Origin of the sequence: Allobosea sp. (assembly GCF_030695125.1) — a bacterium.
Taxonomy (GTDB): domain Bacteria; phylum Pseudomonadota; class Alphaproteobacteria; order Rhizobiales; family Beijerinckiaceae; genus Allobosea.
Genome location: NZ_JAUYTP010000030.1, coordinates 69,060 through 86,602, shown reverse-complemented (window position 1 = coordinate 86,602; position 17,543 = coordinate 69,060). Strand labels below are relative to the sequence as shown.

At 67.1% G+C, this 17,543-nt stretch carries 18 protein-coding genes; 11 read left to right on the top strand and 7 right to left on the bottom strand.

Annotated elements, in window-relative coordinates; all coding sequences use genetic code 11:
• Positions 1-60: 60 nt before the first annotated feature.
• Positions 61-2,292, bottom strand: a complete 2,232-nt coding sequence (locus Q8S38_RS11615) for a transglycosylase domain-containing protein (RefSeq protein WP_305680589.1) — start codon at positions 2,290-2,292, stop codon at positions 61-63.
• Positions 2,293-2,575: 283 nt separating this feature from the next.
• On the opposite strand from Q8S38_RS11615, the gene Q8S38_RS11610 reads away from it, so the two are divergent.
• From Q8S38_RS11610 to ppdK, 4 genes are all read left to right on the top strand, one after another.
• On the top strand, positions 2,576-3,064 hold the full coding sequence (locus Q8S38_RS11610; RefSeq protein ID WP_305680588.1) for a YcgN family cysteine cluster protein: 489 nt from the start codon (positions 2,576-2,578) through the stop codon (positions 3,062-3,064).
• A gap of 85 nt (positions 3,065-3,149) precedes the next feature.
• A complete protein-coding gene (locus Q8S38_RS11605) occupies positions 3,150-3,383 on the top strand; it encodes an AbrB/MazE/SpoVT family DNA-binding domain-containing protein (protein WP_305680587.1) in 234 nt (77 codons plus the stop codon).
• A 12-nt stretch (positions 3,384-3,395) separates the two neighbouring features.
• Positions 3,396-3,809 (top strand): type II toxin-antitoxin system VapC family toxin, encoded by a 414-nt coding sequence (locus tag Q8S38_RS11600; protein ID WP_305680586.1) that lies wholly within the window; start codon positions 3,396-3,398, stop codon positions 3,807-3,809.
• Positions 3,810-3,975: 166 nt separating this feature from the next.
• The gene (ppdK, locus tag Q8S38_RS11595; protein ID WP_305680585.1) at positions 3,976-6,660 is read left to right on the top strand and encodes a pyruvate, phosphate dikinase; all 2,685 of its coding nucleotides are present in this window, start codon (positions 3,976-3,978) and stop codon (positions 6,658-6,660) included.
• A 14-nt stretch (positions 6,661-6,674) separates the two neighbouring features.
• On the opposite strand, the gene Q8S38_RS11590 is transcribed toward ppdK, so the two are convergent.
• The 3 genes from Q8S38_RS11590 to Q8S38_RS11580 are packed head-to-tail and all read right to left on the bottom strand — an operon-like array spanning position 6,675 to position 7,898.
• Positions 6,675-6,986 carry a HigA family addiction module antitoxin gene (locus Q8S38_RS11590; protein WP_305680584.1) on the bottom strand — a complete coding sequence of 104 codons (312 nt, stop codon included), beginning with the start codon at positions 6,984-6,986 and terminating at the stop codon, positions 6,675-6,677.
• Positions 6,987-7,004: 18 nt separating this feature from the next.
• Positions 7,005-7,283, bottom strand: a complete 279-nt coding sequence (locus Q8S38_RS11585) for a type II toxin-antitoxin system RelE/ParE family toxin (protein ID WP_305680583.1) — start codon at positions 7,281-7,283, stop codon at positions 7,005-7,007.
• A 45-nt stretch (positions 7,284-7,328) separates the two neighbouring features.
• Complete coding sequence (locus Q8S38_RS11580; RefSeq protein WP_305680582.1) at positions 7,329-7,898, bottom strand: TetR/AcrR family transcriptional regulator; 570 nt, start codon at positions 7,896-7,898, stop codon at positions 7,329-7,331.
• A 233-nt stretch (positions 7,899-8,131) separates the two neighbouring features.
• Between Q8S38_RS11580 and Q8S38_RS11575 the strand changes: the two genes are divergently transcribed.
• The 6 genes from Q8S38_RS11575 (at position 8,132) to Q8S38_RS11550 (ending at position 13,515) form a co-directional block, all read left to right on the top strand.
• Positions 8,132-8,590 (top strand): (2Fe-2S)-binding protein, encoded by a 459-nt coding sequence (locus Q8S38_RS11575; RefSeq protein ID WP_305680581.1) that lies wholly within the window; start codon positions 8,132-8,134, stop codon positions 8,588-8,590.
• 2 nt (positions 8,591-8,592) lie between these two features.
• A complete protein-coding gene (locus Q8S38_RS11570) occupies positions 8,593-10,749 on the top strand; it encodes a xanthine dehydrogenase family protein molybdopterin-binding subunit (RefSeq protein ID WP_305680580.1) in 2,157 nt (718 codons plus the stop codon).
• A 291-nt stretch (positions 10,750-11,040) separates the two neighbouring features.
• Positions 11,041-11,250 carry a cold-shock protein gene (locus Q8S38_RS11565; RefSeq protein WP_054143992.1) on the top strand — a complete coding sequence of 70 codons (210 nt, stop codon included), beginning with the start codon at positions 11,041-11,043 and terminating at the stop codon, positions 11,248-11,250.
• 194 nt (positions 11,251-11,444) lie between these two features.
• Positions 11,445-12,884: a DEAD/DEAH box helicase gene (locus Q8S38_RS11560; protein ID WP_305680579.1), complete on the top strand. Its 1,440-nt coding sequence runs from the start codon at positions 11,445-11,447 to the stop codon at positions 12,882-12,884.
• A gap of 81 nt (positions 12,885-12,965) precedes the next feature.
• On the top strand, positions 12,966-13,238 hold the full coding sequence (gene infA / locus Q8S38_RS11555) for a translation initiation factor IF-1 (protein ID WP_054207590.1): 273 nt from the start codon (positions 12,966-12,968) through the stop codon (positions 13,236-13,238).
• Positions 13,239-13,245: 7 nt separating this feature from the next.
• Positions 13,246-13,515 carry a hypothetical protein gene (locus Q8S38_RS11550; RefSeq protein WP_305680578.1) on the top strand — a complete coding sequence of 90 codons (270 nt, stop codon included), beginning with the start codon at positions 13,246-13,248 and terminating at the stop codon, positions 13,513-13,515.
• 282 nt (positions 13,516-13,797) lie between these two features.
• On the opposite strand, the gene Q8S38_RS11545 is transcribed toward Q8S38_RS11550, so the two are convergent.
• Positions 13,798-14,421 carry a hypothetical protein gene (locus Q8S38_RS11545; protein WP_305680577.1) on the bottom strand — a complete coding sequence of 208 codons (624 nt, stop codon included), beginning with the start codon at positions 14,419-14,421 and terminating at the stop codon, positions 13,798-13,800.
• 225 nt (positions 14,422-14,646) lie between these two features.
• Positions 14,647-14,982 (bottom strand): hypothetical protein, encoded by a 336-nt coding sequence (locus Q8S38_RS11540; RefSeq protein ID WP_305680576.1) that lies wholly within the window; start codon positions 14,980-14,982, stop codon positions 14,647-14,649.
• A gap of 675 nt (positions 14,983-15,657) precedes the next feature.
• On the opposite strand from Q8S38_RS11540, the gene Q8S38_RS11535 reads away from it, so the two are divergent.
• A complete protein-coding gene (locus Q8S38_RS11535) occupies positions 15,658-15,924 on the top strand; it encodes a hypothetical protein (protein WP_305680575.1) in 267 nt (88 codons plus the stop codon).
• Positions 15,925-16,055: 131 nt separating this feature from the next.
• Here Q8S38_RS11535 and Q8S38_RS11530 read toward each other — a convergent pair whose 3' ends face one another.
• Positions 16,056-17,345 carry a cell wall hydrolase gene (locus Q8S38_RS11530; protein WP_465247596.1) on the bottom strand — a complete coding sequence of 430 codons (1,290 nt, stop codon included), beginning with the start codon at positions 17,343-17,345 and terminating at the stop codon, positions 16,056-16,058.
• Positions 17,346-17,543: the final 198 nt, after the last annotated feature.

Below are 17,543 nucleotides of genomic sequence, written 5' to 3'. Positions count from 1 at the left end.
GGCGGCGGCGCGAGTTGACCCAGCCCGCGGCAGCGCGTCAACCGAGCCCGGCCGATGGGCTTACCGGATGGCCCGCTCGGAGCCCGCGGCCGAGATGTCCTGAATGCCGACCTGGAGCCGCCGCCCGGCGGGGCGGGGCGCCTCGATCGTCTTGAACATCGCCCCCACGGCCGACAGCACCTCGAAGGACTGGCGCGGCATGTGGCCGGCCCCTGGCCCAGTGGCAGACGCCGCATTCGGGGTGGCCGGCGCCTGGGCCCGCGCGATCGTCGCCGCCTTCGGATCGGGGGGCGCGACGCCGGGAATCGGCTTGAGTTCGAGGCCCTGATGGGCGAACTGCATGATCTCCTTCCAGGTCATGGCCGGCAGCGAACCGCCGGTCATGTTGGCGGTCTCCGAGGAATCATCGTTGCCGTACCAGACCGCGCCGACCAGGTTGCCGGAATAGCCGACATACCAGGCGTCCTTGTAGCCGTTGGTGGTGCCGGTCTTGCCCGCCGTGACGACGCCCTCGAGCGCGGCGCGGCGGCCGGTGCCCTCGGTGGGAACCTTGGACAGCATGAAGTTGATGTCCTGCGCCACCTGCGTGCTCAGCACCTGCAATGGCGCGGGCTCGTCGCGGTCGTGGCGATAGATCGGCTCGCCATGGGAGTTGTGGATCTCGATCGCGGCATAGGGCCTGGCGCGCCTGCCGCCATTGGCGAACACGGCATAGCCGGCGGCCATGTCGATCACGGTCACCTCCGCCGCGCCGATCGGCAGCGAGACCGTGTCGGTCAGCGGCGAGTTCAGGCCCATCGCGCGGCTGGTCTCGATGATCTTCAGCCGGCCGATGCGGGCGGCGCGGGCGACATGGGTTTCGCCGGTGGCCTGGCCGAGCGCGATCGACATCTGCACCGGGATTGTATTGATCGACTTGGCCAGCGCCACCGTCAGCGGCATCGAACCGGCGAAGGACCGCCCGTAATTGTTGGGGCACCAGTTGCCGATGCAGACCGGCCGGTCGGTGACGATCGTCGCGGGCTTGTACAGCCCCGCCTGCATCGCGGCGGCATAGACGAAGGGTTTGAAGGAGGAGCCGGGCTGCCGCAGGCTTGCCGTCGCACGGTTGAACTGGCTGGCGCCATAGTCGCGCCCGCCGACCAGGGCGCGCACGGCACCGTCGGTCTCCATGATCGCGGTGGCAGCCTGCTTGGCGCGATAGCCGGGCCCGTGCTGACGCAGGATCGATTCGATCGCCGTGTCGGCCCGGTCCTGGATCGCGGGGTCATGCGGCGTCTTCACCGTCAGCACCCGGTCGGGGCCGATCTTGCCGTCATCGGCCAGGCGCCGGATCTCGTCGAAGGCCCAGTCGAGATAGTAGTCCGGGCTGGAATCGCGGCGTCGGTCGATCGGCGTCGCCGGGTTGCGCTTGGCGCTGTCGACCTGGCCCGCCGTCATGAAGCCGGCATCGACCATGGCGTTGAGCACGTCATTGGCGCGCGAGCGGGCGGCCGGCAGGTTGACATGGGGCGCGAATTTGGTCGGCGCCTTGAACAGGCCCGCCAGCATCGCGGCCTCGGCCAGCGAGACATCCCGCACCGATTTGCCGAAGTAGTAATCCGCCGCCGCCGCCACGCCGAAGGTGCCGCCGCCCATATAGGCCCGGTCGAGATAGAGCTTGAGAATCTCGTTCTTGGTCAGCCGCTGTTCCAGCCAGATCGCCAGGAAGGCTTCCTTGATCTTGCGGTCGAGCGAGCGCTCATTGGTCAGGAACAGGTTCTTGGCGAGTTGCTGCGTCAGCGACGAGCCGCCCTGCACCACGCCCGAAGCCCGCGCATTCACGCTCAAGGCGCGCATCGTGCCGATGATGTCGATGCCGAAATGGTCGTAGAAGCGTCGGTCCTCGGTGGCGAGAACGGCCTTCAGCAGATGGTCGGGCATTTCCTCGAGCGTCAGCGAATCGTCGTGGCGCGCGCCGCGATGGCCGAGCTCGGCACCATAGCGGTCGAGGAAGGTCACGGCGAAGACCTGGTGCTTGAGCGCCTCCTCGCGCCCCTCCTGGAAAGAGGGGATGGCCAGCGCCAGCAGGAGAAAAGAGCCTGCGATGCCGACATTCAGACCCTCGCTGGCGAATTCGGCGGCGAGCCTCTGTCCGCCGGTGACTGTGAGCCGGTCGGTGAAGCTGCGGATGCGTTCATAGGTGTCGCCAGCGCGCCGCGCCGCGCCCCACAGCCCGGCATCGACCCATGAATCGACGGCAAGCGCGAAGCGCTTCAGTCGGGTCGTCCAGCCTGTCTTCTTGAACTCCATCGCCGTCCTGGCATCCCGATTGAGAGCCGCCGCCCCGAAACATCGGCAACATCGTCCCGCCGCGCTCCGGTCGCGCGAGCACCATAATCGCGCCGGTGCGCGATTACATATCCCCTCTTCGTCCCAGCGTAAGAGGCGCCGGGATAATTTGATCGGCACAGCAGTTTCCGGGCCACGCCCCGCTGTCCCGTTTCGGCACGCCCCCTGCCTACGCAGGCGCGGGAGAAGCGGATGCGGCGGCCGTCTCGCTTCCATCGCCGCGCCGGGCGGCGCATAAGGCGCCATGGCCGATGAACGAACACCGCGCGATCCCTTCTGGCTGTCGACCTCGCTGGAGGCGATGAACCCGCAACAATGGGAATCGCTCTGCGACGGCTGCGGCCGTTGCTGCCTCGTCAAGCTACAGGACGAGGACACCGACGCCATCCTGGCGACCGATATCGGCTGCCGCCTGTTCGATGCGCAGACCTGCCGCTGCAAGGACTACGTCAACCGCTCGACCATCGTGCCCGACTGCGTGACGCTGACGCCCCATGACGTGCGCACGCTGCCCTGGCTGCCGCCGACCTGCGCCTATCGGCTGGTGGCCGAGGGGCGCGATCTGCCCTGGTGGCATCCGCTGGTCTCGGGTGACCCTGAGACGGTGGTCGAGGCGGGCGTCGCGGTCCGCGGCCGGGTTTTCGCCAGCGAGGATGATGTCCCCGACGAGGACGTGCCCGACCGGATCGTCAACTGGCCCCTGCGCTGGCCGAAGAAGGCGAGGCCGCGTTAGGCGGCAGGGGACGGCACGAACGCAGCGAGGCTTGGCATCAGGCGCCATCGTTCTTACATCGAAACGTAAGAAACGGAGTGAAGCCATGCGCATCACGTCGAAAGGCCAGGTCACCATCCCCGCCGAGATCCGCGAGCAGGCGGGCCTGCTCCCGCACACCGAAGTCGAGTTTGCTTTCGATGGCAAAGTCGTTCGGATCACGCCCGCGACATCGGGCAAGAAGGCCACCCGAGGCGCCAGGCTCGTCGCGCATCTGCGCGGCCGCGGCGATGTCGCGATGAGCACCGACGAGATCATGGCGTTGACACGGGAGGGCTGAGTGACGGCCCTCATGATCGACAGCAACGTGCTGCTGGACGTGATGACGGAAGACCCTCGCTGGTTCGCCTGGTCGGCACACGCGCTGGAGCAGGCGGCCGACCGTTTCCGGCTCGTCATCAACCCCGTTGTCTATGCCGAAGTCTCCGTCCGCTACACCCGCATTGAAGATGTCGACGCAGCGTTGCCGAGGGCTATGATCGACCGTGAGCCGATCCCGTTCGAGGCCGCGTTCCTGGCGGGCAAATGCTTCCTCACCTATCGGCGGCGGGGCGGCACCAAGCTATCGCCATTGTCGGATTTCTTCATCGGTGCCCATGCGGCTGTCGCGGGATATCAGTTGATGACGCGGGACGCGGCCCGCTATCGCACTTATTTTCCAAATCTGTCCTTGCTGGCGCCCGAAGAGCCGTGGCCCGGCGGCTGATGGGACGGCACGAGGGTTCGTTCGGCTCATTGATTGTTCATGCGCTTTTCGGCATGACCACGCGGTCTTTGGCCCGCGTTGCCCCTGCGCGATGGGCGGCGCTGCGCCGAAACATTTTGAACGCCGGGGCGTTGTTGGCCTGGGCTCAATCAAGAGGCGAAATCTGATGGCTGGCGGGAAATGGGTCTACACCTTCGGCGACGGCAAGGCCGAGGGTGAGGCGGGCATGAAGAACCTGCTCGGCGGCAAGGGTGCAAACCTCGCCGAAATGAGCAATCTGGGCCTGCCCGTGCCGCCCGGCTTCACCATCACCACCGAGGTCTGCACCTGGTATTACGACAACGGCAAGCAGTTCCCGCCGGAGCTGGAGGCGCAGGCGCAGGCGGCGCTCGCCGAGATGGGCCGCTTGACCGGCAAGACCTTCGGCGACCCTGCCAATCCGCTGCTCGTCTCCGTGCGCTCCGGCGCCCGGGCCTCGATGCCGGGCATGATGGACACCGTCCTCAATCTCGGTCTGAACGACGTCACCGTCGAGGCCGTCGCCCAGGCCTCGGGCGATGCCCGCTTCGCCTGGGACAGCTATCGCCGCTTCATCACGATGTATTCCAACGTCGTGCTCGACGTCGACCACGGCCATTTCGAGGAGGCGCTCGAGGACTACAAGGAGCGCAAGGGCCTCCATCTCGATACCGATCTCGGCGCCGATGACTGGAAGATCCTCGTCGGCAAGTACAAGGACATCGTCAGGAAGGCGCTCGGCAGCGAGTTCCCGCAGGAGCCCCACGCCCAGCTCTGGGGCGCGGTCGGCGCGGTCTTCTCATCATGGATGAATGCCCGCGCGATCAAGTATCGCGAGCTCAACAGCATCCCCGCCGCCTGGGGCACGGCCGTCAATGTCCAGTCGATGGTGTTCGGCAATATGGGCGACACCTCGGCCACCGGCGTCGCCTTCACCCGCAATCCCTCGACCGGCGAGAACGCGCTTTATGGCGAGTTCCTGGTCAATGCGCAGGGCGAGGACGTCGTCGCCGGCATCCGCACGCCGCAGGACATCACGGAGGTCGCGCGCAAGGAAGCCGGCTCCGACAAGCCCTCGATGGAGCGGGTGATGCCGGAGGCCTATGCCGAGCTGTGCCGTATCTACGGCATTCTCGAAAAGCACTACCGCGATATGCAGGACATGGAGTTCACCATCCAGGAGGGCAAGCTCTGGATGCTGCAGACCCGGTCGGGCAAGCGTACCGCCAAGGCGGCGCTGCGCATCGCGGTCGAACTCGCGCAGGAAGGGCTGATCTCGCAGGAGGAGGCGGTCGGCCGCGTCGAGCCGGGCGCACTCGATCAGCTTCTGCATCCGATGATCGACCCGAAGGCGCAGCGCTCGGTCCTGACCACCGGCCTGCCCGCCTCGCCCGGCGCGGCCGCCGGCGAGATCGTCTTCAACTCCAACGATGCCGAAGCGGCGAAGAAGGCCGGCCGAAAGGTCATCCTGGTGCGCGTCGAGACGAGCCCGGAGGACATCCACGGCATGCACGCCGCCGAGGGCATCCTGACCACGCGCGGCGGCATGACCTCGCATGCGGCCGTCGTCGCGCGCGGCATGGGCAAGCCCTGCGTCTCGGGCGCCGGCCAGATCCGCGTCGATTATGCCAAGGGCACGATGACCGTGGGCGCCACCACGCTCAAGGCCGGCGATATCCTGACCATCGACGGCGGTACCGGCCAGGTGCTGCTCGGCGAGGTCAAGATGCAGAAGCCGGAACTCTCCGGCGAATTCGCCACGCTGATGGGCTGGGCCGACAAGGTCCGCCGCCTCAAGGTGCGCGCCAATGCCGAGACGCCCGACGACGCCCGCACCGCGCGCGAATTTGGCGCCGAGGGCATCGGACTCTGCCGCACCGAGCACATGTTCTTCGAGGCGGACCGCATCCAGTCGGTGCGCGAGATGATCCTCGCCGCCGACGACAAGGGCCGCCGTGCGGCGCTCGCCAAGCTGCTGCCGATGCAGCGCCAGGATTTCGTCCAGCTCTTCACCATCATGAGCGGGCTGCCGGTCACCATCCGCCTGCTCGATCCGCCGCTGCACGAATTCCTGCCGCATGGCGAGGCCGAGATCGCCGCCGTCGCGACCGCGCTCGGCGTCACGCCCGAGGCGCTGAAGCATCGCGCCGCCGAACTCCACGAGTTCAACCCGATGCTCGGCTTCCGTGGCGTGCGGCTCGCCATCGCCTATCCCGAGATCGCCGAGATGCAGGCCCGCGCCATCTTCGAGGCGGCCGTCATCGCCGCCCGCGAGACCGGCAAGGCGGTGATCCCCGAGGTCATGGTCCCGCTCGTCATGGGGGTCGCCGAACTCGACCTCGTCAAGGCGCGCATCGACACCATGGCGAGGGAGGTCATCGCCGAGAGCAAGGTCGAGCTGACCTATCAGGTCGGCACCATGATCGAGCTGCCGCGCGCGGCGCTGATGGCGCAGGAGATCGCGGGAAGCGCCGAGTTCTTCTCCTTCGGCACCAACGACCTGACCCAGACGACGCTCGGCATCTCGCGCGACGATGCCGCCTCCTTCCTGGGAGCCTACACCGCCAAGGGCATCCTCGCGGCCGACCCCTTCGTCACCATCGACCAGGAGGGCGTCGGCGAACTGGTCAAGCTCGCGGCGGAACGCGGCCGCAAGGCCCGCCCCGACATCAAGCTCGGCATCTGCGGCGAGCATGGCGGCGACCCGGCCTCGATCGGCTTCTGCGAGAGCATCGGGCTGGACTATGTCTCCTGCTCGCCCTTCCGCGTGCCGATCGCGCGTCTGGCGGCGGCGCAGGCGGCGCTCGGCGCGGTGCGGGCGAAGGAAGGCTGAGGCGAGGCGGATATTCAGGCGGCGGTCAGCACCGGAATATGAGACACATCGATGTCGCGTTCCGCATGCCAGGCATCATAAGCCGCCTGCATGCGCAGCCAAGATGCCGTGCTGCCGCCGAAGGCCTTGGCAATCCGCGCCGCCATGGCCGGTGACAAGGGCTTTTTGCCGTCCAGCACCGCGTAAAGGTACTGGCGGGAGATGCCCAGCAGGCTGGCGATCTCGGTCTTGCTCTTTCCCACATCGGGAATGATATCGCCGAGAACGGCTCCGGGATGGAGCGGTGCGCGGAGCATCTCGGGACGATGATCATTGCTGTCAGTCATGTGTCAGCCTCCTGATCACTAGTGGTACTGCTCGAGATCAACACGGTAGGCGTCGGCGTCCAGGAATTCGAATGTCACGCACCACGGCCCGTTGATATGAACCGTGTAACGGGTGGGATCGAAACCGCGCAGCGCGTGGAAGTCGTAGCCGACCAGATTCATGTCTTCCGGTCTTGCCGCCGCATCCAGGCTCGTCAGCCGAGCCAGGATGCGCCTGTGCATCTTGACGTCGATCTTCGCCGTCGCGCCCGTTTCCCAAAGGGTCTTCAGAGCCTTGTTGCCGAAGCTCTTGATCATGCCCCATGATAATCCGCCCGGGCAAAACGTCAACCGATCGGATGACTACCGCTTCGTAACCGCCTGCGCCGCGAGCACCGCGATCTGGCGCAGCCTGGCTTCATAGGTTTCCAGCGAAGGCTGCGGCCCCATCTTCGCGCCAATCGCAGCATGTGCGATCGTTTCGACGATCTGTTTGGCCTTGAGCGCTCCCAGCGAGACCTCTCCTGAGGCGGCCGCTTGCGTCAGGAGCGCCGTCGCATGGCTGCAGAAGATGTGCTCGAAGGCCTGCGCTTCCCGCGTCGCGATGCTCGCCATCACCGTCTTGAGCTCGAGCAGATGTTCGCCATCGCCGAAAGCGGCATAGCCTGCGCCGAAATGCGCGAGCATCAGCGCTGAAAGCTTGTCGGGAAGGGGCAGGGGCTGCGCCATCACGGCTTCGCAGCGTGCGGCGACCTGCGCCAGAAACCGCGCCATCATCGCCCGGAAGACGTCGTCCTTGCCCTTGAAGTGCAGATAGATCGTCGCCTTGGCGAGGCCGGCCTCGCGCGCGATGTCGTCCATCGAACTGCGCTTGAATCCATAGCGCGCAAACCGGCGAAGCGCCGCGTCGGCAATCTGTTCGATCCGGGTCACCGCCTCGTCGTGCGGCGCCGGGGCACATTCTCGTGAGCCGTCCATTCTCACTCTTGACGGATTCCAGTCTTTGCGCGATCTACTGAATGGACTGAATTGATACAAACAGTCCAATTCGGCTGATCGCTACCGCGGTCGCCGTCGGACGCTATGCCGGATCGGGTTCTGACATAACCCCCCGCGACAGACCGACGTTCCGCTTCTTCACATCGTAGTTCATCCACGAGGCAGCCATGGCCCATACACTCACCGTCAATGGACGCACCCACAGCGTCGATGTCGACGACGACACGCCCCTGCTCTGGGCGATCCGGGACAATCTCGGCCTGACCGGCACCAAATTCGGCTGCGGCATCGCCCAATGCGGCGCCTGCACGGTCTGGATCGACGGACAGCCCGTGCGCTCCTGCGTCACGCCGGTTTCGGCGGTCGACGGCAAGGTGACGACGATCGAGGCGCTCGACAGCAAGGAGGCGAGGGCGGTCCAGACCGCCTGGGACAAAATCGACGTGCCCCAATGCGGCTATTGCCAGTCCGGCCAGGTGATGAGCGCGGTCGCGTTGCTGAAGGACAACCCCAAGCCCAGCGACAGCGACATCGACGCCGCCATGAACGGCAACATCTGCCGCTGCGCCACTTATGCCCGCATCCGGACGGCCATCCACGCCGCCGCCCGCACCTTGGAGGGTTGAGCATGACCGCCCACGATCTCACACTCTCGCGCCGCTCTCTGCTGGCCGGCGCCGGCGGCCTCGTCATCGCCCTCCAGCTGCCCAAGGCGGCGCGCGCCCAGCAGGCGCCCGGCGCCGCGACCTTCGCGCCCAACGCCTTCATCCGCGTTGCGGCTGACAGCAGCGTCACCGTCCTCGTCAAGCATATCGAGTTCGGGCAGGGGCCCTTCACCGGGCTCGCCACGCTCGTCGCCGAGGAGATGGACGCCGACTGGAGCCAGATGCGCGCCGAGCACGCGCCCGCCGACGTCAAGCTCTACGCCAACCTCGCCTTCGGCGTGCAGGGCACCGGCGGCTCCACCGCGATGGCCAACTCCTTCGACCAGATCCGCAAGGCCGCCGCGACCGCCCGAATCATGCTGGTGCAGGCCGCCGCCCAGGCCTGGAAGGTCCCGGCCGGGGAGATCACTATCGAGGCGGGCGTGCTCAAGCACGCATCGGGCAAGCAGGGCCGCTTCGGCGAGTTCGCCGAGGCCGCTGCGAAGCTGCCGGCTCCGACTGATGCGCCCTTGAAGTCACCCGCTCAGTACCGGCTGATTGGCAAGGAGGGGGCGGTCAAGCGCATCGACGGTGCCGACAAGGCCCGTGGCAAGGCACAGTTCACCATCGACATCAGCGCGCCCGGCATGCTGACTGTCGTCGTCGCCCGGCCGCCGCGCTTCGGCGGGAAGGTCGCCAGCTTCGATGCGACGGAGGCCCTCAAGATCAAGGGCGTCGTCGACGTCAAGCAGATCGGCTCTGGCGTCGCCGTCTACGGACAGGGCATGTGGCCGGCCATCAAGGGCCGCGAGGCGCTGAAGGTCGCCTGGGACGAGAGCGGAGCCGAGACACGCGGCAGCGCCGAACTCATCGCCGAGTACCGCGCTCTGGCCCGCACGCCGGGCACCGTCGCCGGAAACCATGGCGATGCGCAGGCCGTGCTCGCCAAGGCCGAGCGCGTGATCGAGGCGGAATACGTCTTTCCCTATCTGGCCCATGCGCCGATGGAGCCCCTCGACGGCTATCTCGAATGGAACGCGCAGGGCGCGCTCGCCCGCTTCGGCAGCCAGTTCCAGACCACCGAGCACATGACGATCGCGACCGTGCTGGGCTTGCCGCCCGAGACGGTCAGGCTCGAGACCATGCTGGCCGGCGGTTCCTTCGGGCGGCGCGCCCAGGTCAGCCAGCATCTGGCGGCGGAACTGGCCATGTGCGCCAAGGCGATCGGGCCCAACCGGCCGGTCAAGCTGGTCTGGACCCGTGAGGATGACCTGACCGGCGGCCATTACCGCCCGCTCTTCGTCCACCGCCTGCGCGGCGCGGTGAAGGACGGCAAGATCACCGCCTGGACCAACAGCATCGTCGGCCAGTCCTTCTTCCTGGGCACGCCCTTCGAGGCGATGACCGTGAAGAACGGCATCGACGCGACGATGGTCGAGGGCGCCAATGAGCTGCCCTACGAGGTCGCGGATTTCCGCTGCGAGGTCCACACGGCAAAGGTCGGAGTGCCCACCCTGTGGTGGCGCTCGGTCGGGCACACCCACACCGCCTATGCGGTCGAGTGCTTCATCGACGAACTGCTCCAGGCGGCGGGGCAGGACCCTGTGGCCGGGCGCCTCGCTCTGATGGGCAAGGAGCCGCGTCTCGCTGCCGTGCTGAAAGCGGTGGCCGAACTGGCGAAATGGACCGGCCCGGACGCCGGCAACGGCCGGGCGCGCGGCGTTGCCGTGGCGGAGAGCTTCGGCTCCTTCGTCGCCCAGATCGCCGAGGTCTCGATCGGAGCGGACGGCGAGCCCAAGGTCCACAAGGTCTGGTGCGCGATCGATTGCGGAATCGCGGTCAACCCCGACGTCATCCGCGCCCAGATGGAAGGCGGCATCGGCTTCGGCCTCGGCCATGCCCTCTATGGCGAGATCACGCTCGACAAGGGCAAGCCGGTGCAGACCAATTTCGACAGCTACCGCTCCCTGCGCTTCCAGGAGATGCCGGAGGTCGCGGTGGTCATCGTCGCCTCGACCGAGAAGCCGACCGGCGTCGGCGAACCCGGCGTCCCGCCGATCGGCCCGGCGGTCGCCAATGCGCTCGCCCGGCTCGGCAAGGGGCGCCCGCGCCAGCTTCCGATGGTCGGCGGGATGGTCTGACGTCTAAGCCGGCAACGGCTGTGATCAGGCGATAGAGAAGGTGGCGGGCCCCGGCGGGTCTGCCGCCTTCTCTGTTACTGCGCTTCGCTGGACCCGCGTTGCAATTTGTGCTAGCTCCACCCATGTAAGACGAGATGCGGCCGGGTTCTGGCCATCCTCCGCGCGGGTTGTCCCGGTCGGCGGGCACGATTCAGATCCACCACACATCGACTACAAGACCATGGCAGGCGTCCGCGCGCCGCGCCGTGTCTTCCCCACATACGCGGATCTGAAACGTAAGGACTACCTTCCATGGATAAGGGCACCGTCAAGTGGTTCAACGCCACCAAGGGCTACGGCTTCATCACCCCTGAGAACGGCGGGCAGGACATCTTCGTCCACATCTCCGCTGTCGAGCGGGCCGGCCTGCGCGAACTGGTCGAAGGCCAGGTCGTGTCCTACGAGCTGATCGCCGATCGCAAGACCGGCAAGTCTTCGGCCGGCAACCTCGCCATCGCCTGAGACGACGACGACCGGGCAGGCGCCACGCGCGCCCGCCCGGCATTCCACCAAGACCATAAGAAAGACACCTCCCGGCGCTGTGGCTTAGCGGTTCGCCGGCAGGACAGATCCAATATTCAAGGCCGGACGCAATCCGGCGGCACAGCCGATACCCACATGTGCCCCTTGCGTCACGGCGTCCGGAAAGACCTGTTTTGACTCAATTCACCGACCTCGGCCTGGCCGAGCAGCTTCTCAAGGCGCTCGCCTCCGAAGGTTACACCACGCCCACGCCGATCCAGGCCCAGGCGATCCCCCATATCCTCCAGGGCCGCGACCTTCTCGGCGCCGCCCAGACCGGCACCGGCAAGACCGCCGCCTTCTCCCTGCCGCTGATCCACCGGCTGCTCAGCCAGCCGCGCCGCATGGAAACCCGCCAGGTGCGCGCGCTGATCCTCTCGCCGACGCGTGAGCTTGCCGCCCAGATCGAGACCTCGATCCGCGCCTATGCCCAGTTCACCACGGTCAAGTCGGCCGTCGTCTTCGGCGGCGTGCCCGTCGGCAAGCAGATCCGCGCGCTCGGCCAGCATGTCGACATCCTCGTCGCCACCCCCGGCCGCCTGCTCGACCTCGTCGACCAGCGCGCCGTCTCGCTGCGCGAGATCGAATACCTCGTCCTCGACGAGGCCGACCAGATGCTCGATCTCGGCTTCGTCCATGCGCTGCGCCGGATCGCGACGCTGATCCCCAAGAAGCGCCAGACACTGCTGTTCTCGGCGACGATGCCCAAGCCGATCCGCGAGATCGCCGGCGCCTATCTGACCGATCCCGTCGAGGTTTCGGTCGCGCCCGTCGCGACCACCGCCGAGAAGATCGACCAGCGCGTAATCTTCACGCAGCCCGGCGAGAAGCCGGCGCTGCTGGCCAAGACCCTGAGCACGCCCGACATGGAGCGCGCCATCGTCTTCACCCGCACCAAGCATGGCGCCGACAAGGTCGTCCGCCAGCTCGAGATCTCCGGCATCAAGTCGGCTGCGATCCACGGCAACAAGAGCCAGGGCCAGCGCGAGCGGGCGCTCGGCGCCTTTCGTGACGGCGAACTGCGCATCCTCGTCGCTACCGACATCGCCGCCCGCGGCATCGATGTCGATGGCATCAGCCATGTCGTGCAGTTCGACCTGCCCAACGTCGCCGAGACCTATGTCCACCGCATCGGCCGCACCGCGCGCGCCGGCGCCTCGGGCATGGCGATCGCCTTCTGCACGCCCGAAGAGCGCGGCGATCTCGCCGCGATCGAGAAGCTGACCCGCATCGCCATCACGCCCATGGGCGAGGTGCCGTATTGGGACGGTCGCACCCCCAAGAAGCCCCCGCAGAACCAGGGCCGCGGCGGACGCGGCCAGCAGGGCGGCGGCGGTCGTGACCAGGGTCGCCCCCAGGGCGAGCGTTCCGGCCGGTCTGCCTCCTCAGCCAAGCCCGCCGGTGGCGGCGGTTCGCGCTCTGATGCGCCCCGCAACGACAGGCCGCAGCGCAGCGAAGCGCCGGCCCCGCGAAAAGACGCCGCTCCCGCCAAGGAAGGGCTTGGCGGCGTCGCGTTCTTGCAGCAAAGAACACAGCAACCACGCACCAACGGCGCCCGGCGGCGCGCGAACTGACGCGCAGGCCAGCCAGAACCGGAGCGAGACGGCCGCCAGGCCGTCTCCTCTTGCGCCAACGGGCACACGAAGGACGACAGAATGGCTAAAGAAGAACTGCTTGAATTCGACGGAACGGTGGTCGAAGTGCTGCCGGACGGCAATTACCGGGTCAAGCTCGACAATGACCATGTGATTCTGGCCTATGCGGCCGGCAAGATGAAGAAGAACCGCATCCGCACCATCGCCGGCGACCGGGTTGTCGTCGAGATGTCGCCCTACGATCTCGATCGCGGCCGCATCAACTTCCGCCAGAAGACCGCCGGCCCCGCTCCGGGTGGTCCGCCGCGCAACCAGAACTTCCGTCGGCGCTGACGCCGGCATGCGGTTTTCCCGCGTCGAGCTGGTGTTCGTCGCGTTCGGCGCCAGCCTCGGCGCGCTCGTCGCCGCCGTGACCGGGGCGGGCTGGATCGCGCCCTCGGCCAGCTTTCCGCCTTTCCTCCTCGTGCTGCTGGGGCTGGGCCTTTCCGAAATCCTCGCCGGCTTCGCGCTGGGCCGCCCGCCGGGCGCGCTGGTGCGCATGCCGGCCCGCATGCTCGCCTTCGGGGCCGGCATCGGCGTGCTGGCGCTGCTGATGGGCGGGCTGGGGTAGGACGCCGCAAAGCCAAGCTCGCATTGCTGCGTCGGGCTCTCCGTCGACACATATCAAGACCGTCATCCTCGACCAGCGGCGAAGCCGCGCAGGCCGGGATCCATCATCGGGCGCCATCCCTTGCCGGACGGAGCGCCCGATGATGGATCCCGGTCTTTTCGCTGCGCGAAGCCCAGGATGACGCGGTGTGTCGAGCTCTCGGGGCCGACTCATGAAAAAAACCCCGGCGCGAGCCGGGGTTTGAGTGGTCTTTTCCGTAGTTCAGGGTCTCAAGTCAAAAACTCAGTAGCCGGCCTTCTGCCAGTGCTGCGAGCCATGGCTCACCAGCACCTTGCGATGGCGGGTTTCGTAGACGGCCGGCACGGTCTCGTGCAGGACCTGCGTCGGCTGCACCATCACCTTGCGCTGGCGCTGCGTGTAGACGGCGGGGATCGTCTCGTATTCGGTGCGGGCCGGCGAGACCTCGACGGTGCGCTGGCGGAATCCGTATTGCGGCTTGTCGTAGACCCAGCAGCCGGTGGTGCGGCCATGTGCGTCGGTGGTGACCTCCCAGCGCTTGCCGCCGGGCGAGATCAAAACCTTCTCCTGGATCGACGAATACTGCGCCGGGACATGATGCGGGATCTGCCGCGCCGGCTGGATCATCACCTTCTCGGTGACGTAGTCATACTGCGCCGGCACGATGCGGCGATGCGTCTGCGCCTTCCGCACCAGCTGCGTCTCGGCGATGGTGCCATAGACCGGCGGTGTCTGGACGAGGTTGTAGCAGGCCGAGCCGCGGCAGGGTGCCGGGCGGCAGGAGGAGCCGTAGCAACCGCCGGCCTGGGCCGCCGTCGAGCCCAGCAGCAGGACAGCCGAAAAGGCCGAGGCCGTGAAAGCCGAAATGCCGAGAACCTTGTGCGTCATGTCAGGCAACCTGTCCCGCCCATCTCCGCGACGCCTTGCGCCGCTCGTTGGCCGGAGAAAGCCGGGAAACAGTGATGAACGCAAGGTAAACGCCGAAACAAGGTAAAATTAACCACGTCGGACAGGCGGCATGCGTTCACGCAGTTTGCGGTTGCGTGAACCCAAAGCGCTACATTTGAGCAGGTTTTCGCCGGCAATCGCCGGCAGCCGGGGCACTCAGGCGCCTCACCCCCGCGCGAAGGCGATGATCAGATAGAGCCCGGTCCAGACCGTGGCATAGGCGCCCAGCCACAGCCCGCGCTCGCGGCCGGCCCGGCGCAGGTCGCCGGCGCCCTCGGCGCGCAGGACCGCGGAGGCGATCAGGAGTGCCAGCAGGGGCCAGAAGCCGAACAGCAGCATCACCGCGTTGAGCGAGAAATCCAGCAGCGACATCCCGCCGCCCCAGAGCGAAAACAGCGGCATCGCCGAGAGGAACGGCCAGGCGCCGAGCACGGGCAGGAACAGCGCCCAGGCCAGGATGCGGCTGATGTCGGTCTTGAGCGGCGAAGTCGCATCTGTCATTGGCCAGGGTCCATCCGTTTCTGCTGACGCAGCGTAGGTGGGGCGGCGGGCAAACACCACGCGGTGGACCGCGACATTTTGGCGGGTGGGGGAGGGCTGCTGTAGCGTCGATGGATCACCACCGACGGCCAGCACGCTTCGATAACACCCGCCTCGTCCTGCTCCCGGAGGCCGTCCACGAGCGCCTTTCCGGCGCCTGGATCGACTGCCTGGGCTGGCAGGCGTTCATCCAGCGCTGGGACCGGCCGAAACGCTGTTCTACCTCGACCCGCCCTATTGGGGCACCGAGCACTACTATGGCCGGGGATTATTCGAGCGATCAGAGTTCGAACGCCTCAGCGCCGCTTTACAGCGCCTTCAAGGCCGCTGCATCCTGTCCTTGAACGACGTGCCCGAGGTGCGCGAGCTGTTCGCCTGGGCCTCGATCGAGACGGTCGAGCTGAGCTAGCAGGCCGGCGGCGCGGATCACACCAAGAGGGCGCGGTAGGTGGTGATCAGTGGCTAACCGAAAAGATTGAAGCTCTCGCTAGGGTTGGCTACAAAGTATCAAGGTGGACGGTCGCGCTGACCTGCTAGACGCCTTGATAGAACGCTCCCGCGCTGGGCCAGCAGTTCTCCCCAAAACATCAGCCCAGTCGGTTACCGACTATCGGGCCCGTCGAGGAGAAAACTGCTATGCGCGAACTAGTTCGCATTCCCGTTGTCCCGGTGCTCAAGCGGGCAGAGTTCGTGGGCCTCTTCAAGGCGAACGAACATAAAAGTTGGGCAGCCTGGGAGGAGACGTTCAAGGCTTGGGCAGAGGACCGAGGGGAGCAGGGGTACGTCGCTGAACGGCGCGAACTCGATCTGCAGGAATTTCAGCGGTATGTTCGGGTGCGCACAGGCGGCCCCATGTACCCCACGCTGCGGCTCTTATTGGATTTTCTGCATCAGATCCCCTGATACGATGATGCCGCCGTTCGAGCGAATCCGCCGCGGACGGCGGCATGCACCAGAACTCCGCAGTTTGAAATGCGATCTGTTGCCATTTGATCCTTCGCTCGTTGCCATTTGAAATTTCGCGCTACACCCGCTCACGTCTGCCCAGGCCGCAGCTTGTAGAAAACGTGCTGGCCGATCGTGTCCATCTTCTTGAGCTTCTTCGCCCAGTACGGCCGCACATACTGTGCGTGGTAATGCGTGGAGGCGCCGACTTCGGGCAGGTAGGTCGTGCCCTCATAGACCTCGCGGGCGATGCGGACCGCGTCGCGCCAGGGGGCGGGCTCGGTGATGCGCAGCGATTTGCCCTCGCAGGTGAAGGTGAACTGGCAGGCGAGGTAGCGGTGGCTGTTCTGGTAGACCACGCCGCAGACGCTGTCGGGATAGAGCGTGCTCTTGACCCGGTTGAGCACGACCTGCGCCACGGCGGCGCGGCCCTCGTCGGATTCCGAGCGCGCCTCGAAATACACAGCTTCAGCCAGGCAGCGCTGCTGGCGCGCCATGTCGGCGCTGGCGATGAGCCCGGTATAGATCTCGCGGGCGCCGGGCGCCGCGCTGGCGGCGGGGCGCCGGGGCGAGGTCGGCGCGCGCGCGGTCAGGCCTGGCATGTCGGGCGCGGCGGGCGTGACGAGGGCGGGCACCAGCGTGGTGACACTGTAGGACACTGACGGCGTCGCGGAGGCCTGCGCGTTCGCGGCGGCGACGCCGGGCGTCGCGCCGTCGATCGTGCGCGGCACATTGCCGAAGGGGTTGGCGCGGTGGCCGCCCGGCGTCAGCGCGTCCGGCGAGGCATCCGACAGCGCCGGGTCGGTCAGGCCCTGCTCGTCGGAATGCGGCTCAAAGCCGACCGGCGGGCCGATGATGCCCTCCGCCTCGCGCATCGCCTCCAGCGAGAAGCCGCCCGAGATCAGCCCGGGCTGGGTATCGCCGAACACGACGCGCTCCAGCTCGCGCGGCGCGCTCGCCGAAAGCCCCGGCCTCAAGCGCGGCAGCGGGTCGCCCTTGGCGGTGCGGTCGACCTCCGGGAAGCCGCTGGCGCTGCGCTTCATCTCCTCGCGCGGCTGGCGCGGATCGATCGCGACGCGGCGCTCGGGGTCCTCGAAGGAGAGATGCGCCTGGCGGATCGCCGAGGACAGCGACAGGCCCGGCAGCCGGAAGGCGCTGGCGGCGATCAGCAGCGAGGGGCCTTCGGCAAGCTCCGAGGCCGGGCCGGGCTGCGTACGCAGGAGCGCGGTGGTAGGCAGGCCGTCGAGGCTGAAATCCTGCCCCGCCGAGGCGGTGAAGGAGACCAGGAGCCCCGCCGACAATGCCCAGGGCGCGACCGTCGCCACGGCCCATTTGAGCCCGACCGAACCGATCCGCCTTGTCCGCCGACGCAAACGCAAATGACTCAAGGCAACACACCCACCCGAACACACGAGGGCCGCGACGGCGCGCCACCGGCACGCTTTCGCATGCTGTCGTTATCACCCCGGTAGGGTTGAGCGCGGGTTAACGCGGGCGGGGGCTGAGCGTCGTTAGCAAGGAGCTGCAGCAAGGAGCTGCGTCATCCCGGGCGAAGCGAAGCGCAGACCCGGGATCCA

What these genes read in the sequence shown, in the direction of transcription:
- Q8S38_RS11570 (WP_305680580.1), top strand. Translation starts at nt 8,593, where the DNA reads ATGACCGCCCACGATCTCACACTCTCGCGCCGCTCTCTGCTGGCCGGC.
- Q8S38_RS11575 (WP_305680581.1), top strand. Translation starts at nt 8,132, where the DNA reads ATGGCCCATACACTCACCGTCAATGGACGCACCCACAGCGTCGATGTC.
- Q8S38_RS11535 (WP_305680575.1), top strand. Translation starts at nt 15,658, where the DNA reads ATGCGCGAACTAGTTCGCATTCCCGTTGTCCCGGTGCTCAAGCGGGCA.
- ppdK (WP_305680585.1), top strand. Translation starts at nt 3,976, where the DNA reads ATGGCTGGCGGGAAATGGGTCTACACCTTCGGCGACGGCAAGGCCGAG.
- Q8S38_RS11565 (WP_054143992.1), top strand. Translation starts at nt 11,041, where the DNA reads ATGGATAAGGGCACCGTCAAGTGGTTCAACGCCACCAAGGGCTACGGC.
- infA (WP_054207590.1), top strand. Translation starts at nt 12,966, where the DNA reads ATGGCTAAAGAAGAACTGCTTGAATTCGACGGAACGGTGGTCGAAGTG.
- Q8S38_RS11605 (WP_305680587.1), top strand. Translation starts at nt 3,150, where the DNA reads ATGCGCATCACGTCGAAAGGCCAGGTCACCATCCCCGCCGAGATCCGC.
- Q8S38_RS11610 (WP_305680588.1), top strand. Translation starts at nt 2,576, where the DNA reads ATGGCCGATGAACGAACACCGCGCGATCCCTTCTGGCTGTCGACCTCG.
- Q8S38_RS11540 (WP_305680576.1), bottom strand. Translation starts at nt 14,982, where the DNA reads ATGACAGATGCGACTTCGCCGCTCAAGACCGACATCAGCCGCATCCTG.
- Q8S38_RS11585 (WP_305680583.1), bottom strand. Translation starts at nt 7,283, where the DNA reads ATGATCAAGAGCTTCGGCAACAAGGCTCTGAAGACCCTTTGGGAAACG.
- Q8S38_RS11600 (WP_305680586.1), top strand. Translation starts at nt 3,396, where the DNA reads ATGATCGACAGCAACGTGCTGCTGGACGTGATGACGGAAGACCCTCGC.
- Q8S38_RS11590 (WP_305680584.1), bottom strand. Translation starts at nt 6,986, where the DNA reads ATGACTGACAGCAATGATCATCGTCCCGAGATGCTCCGCGCACCGCTC.
- Q8S38_RS11550 (WP_305680578.1), top strand. Translation starts at nt 13,246, where the DNA reads ATGCGGTTTTCCCGCGTCGAGCTGGTGTTCGTCGCGTTCGGCGCCAGC.
- Q8S38_RS11545 (WP_305680577.1), bottom strand. Translation starts at nt 14,421, where the DNA reads ATGACGCACAAGGTTCTCGGCATTTCGGCTTTCACGGCCTCGGCCTTT.
- Q8S38_RS11615 (WP_305680589.1), bottom strand. Translation starts at nt 2,292, where the DNA reads ATGGAGTTCAAGAAGACAGGCTGGACGACCCGACTGAAGCGCTTCGCG.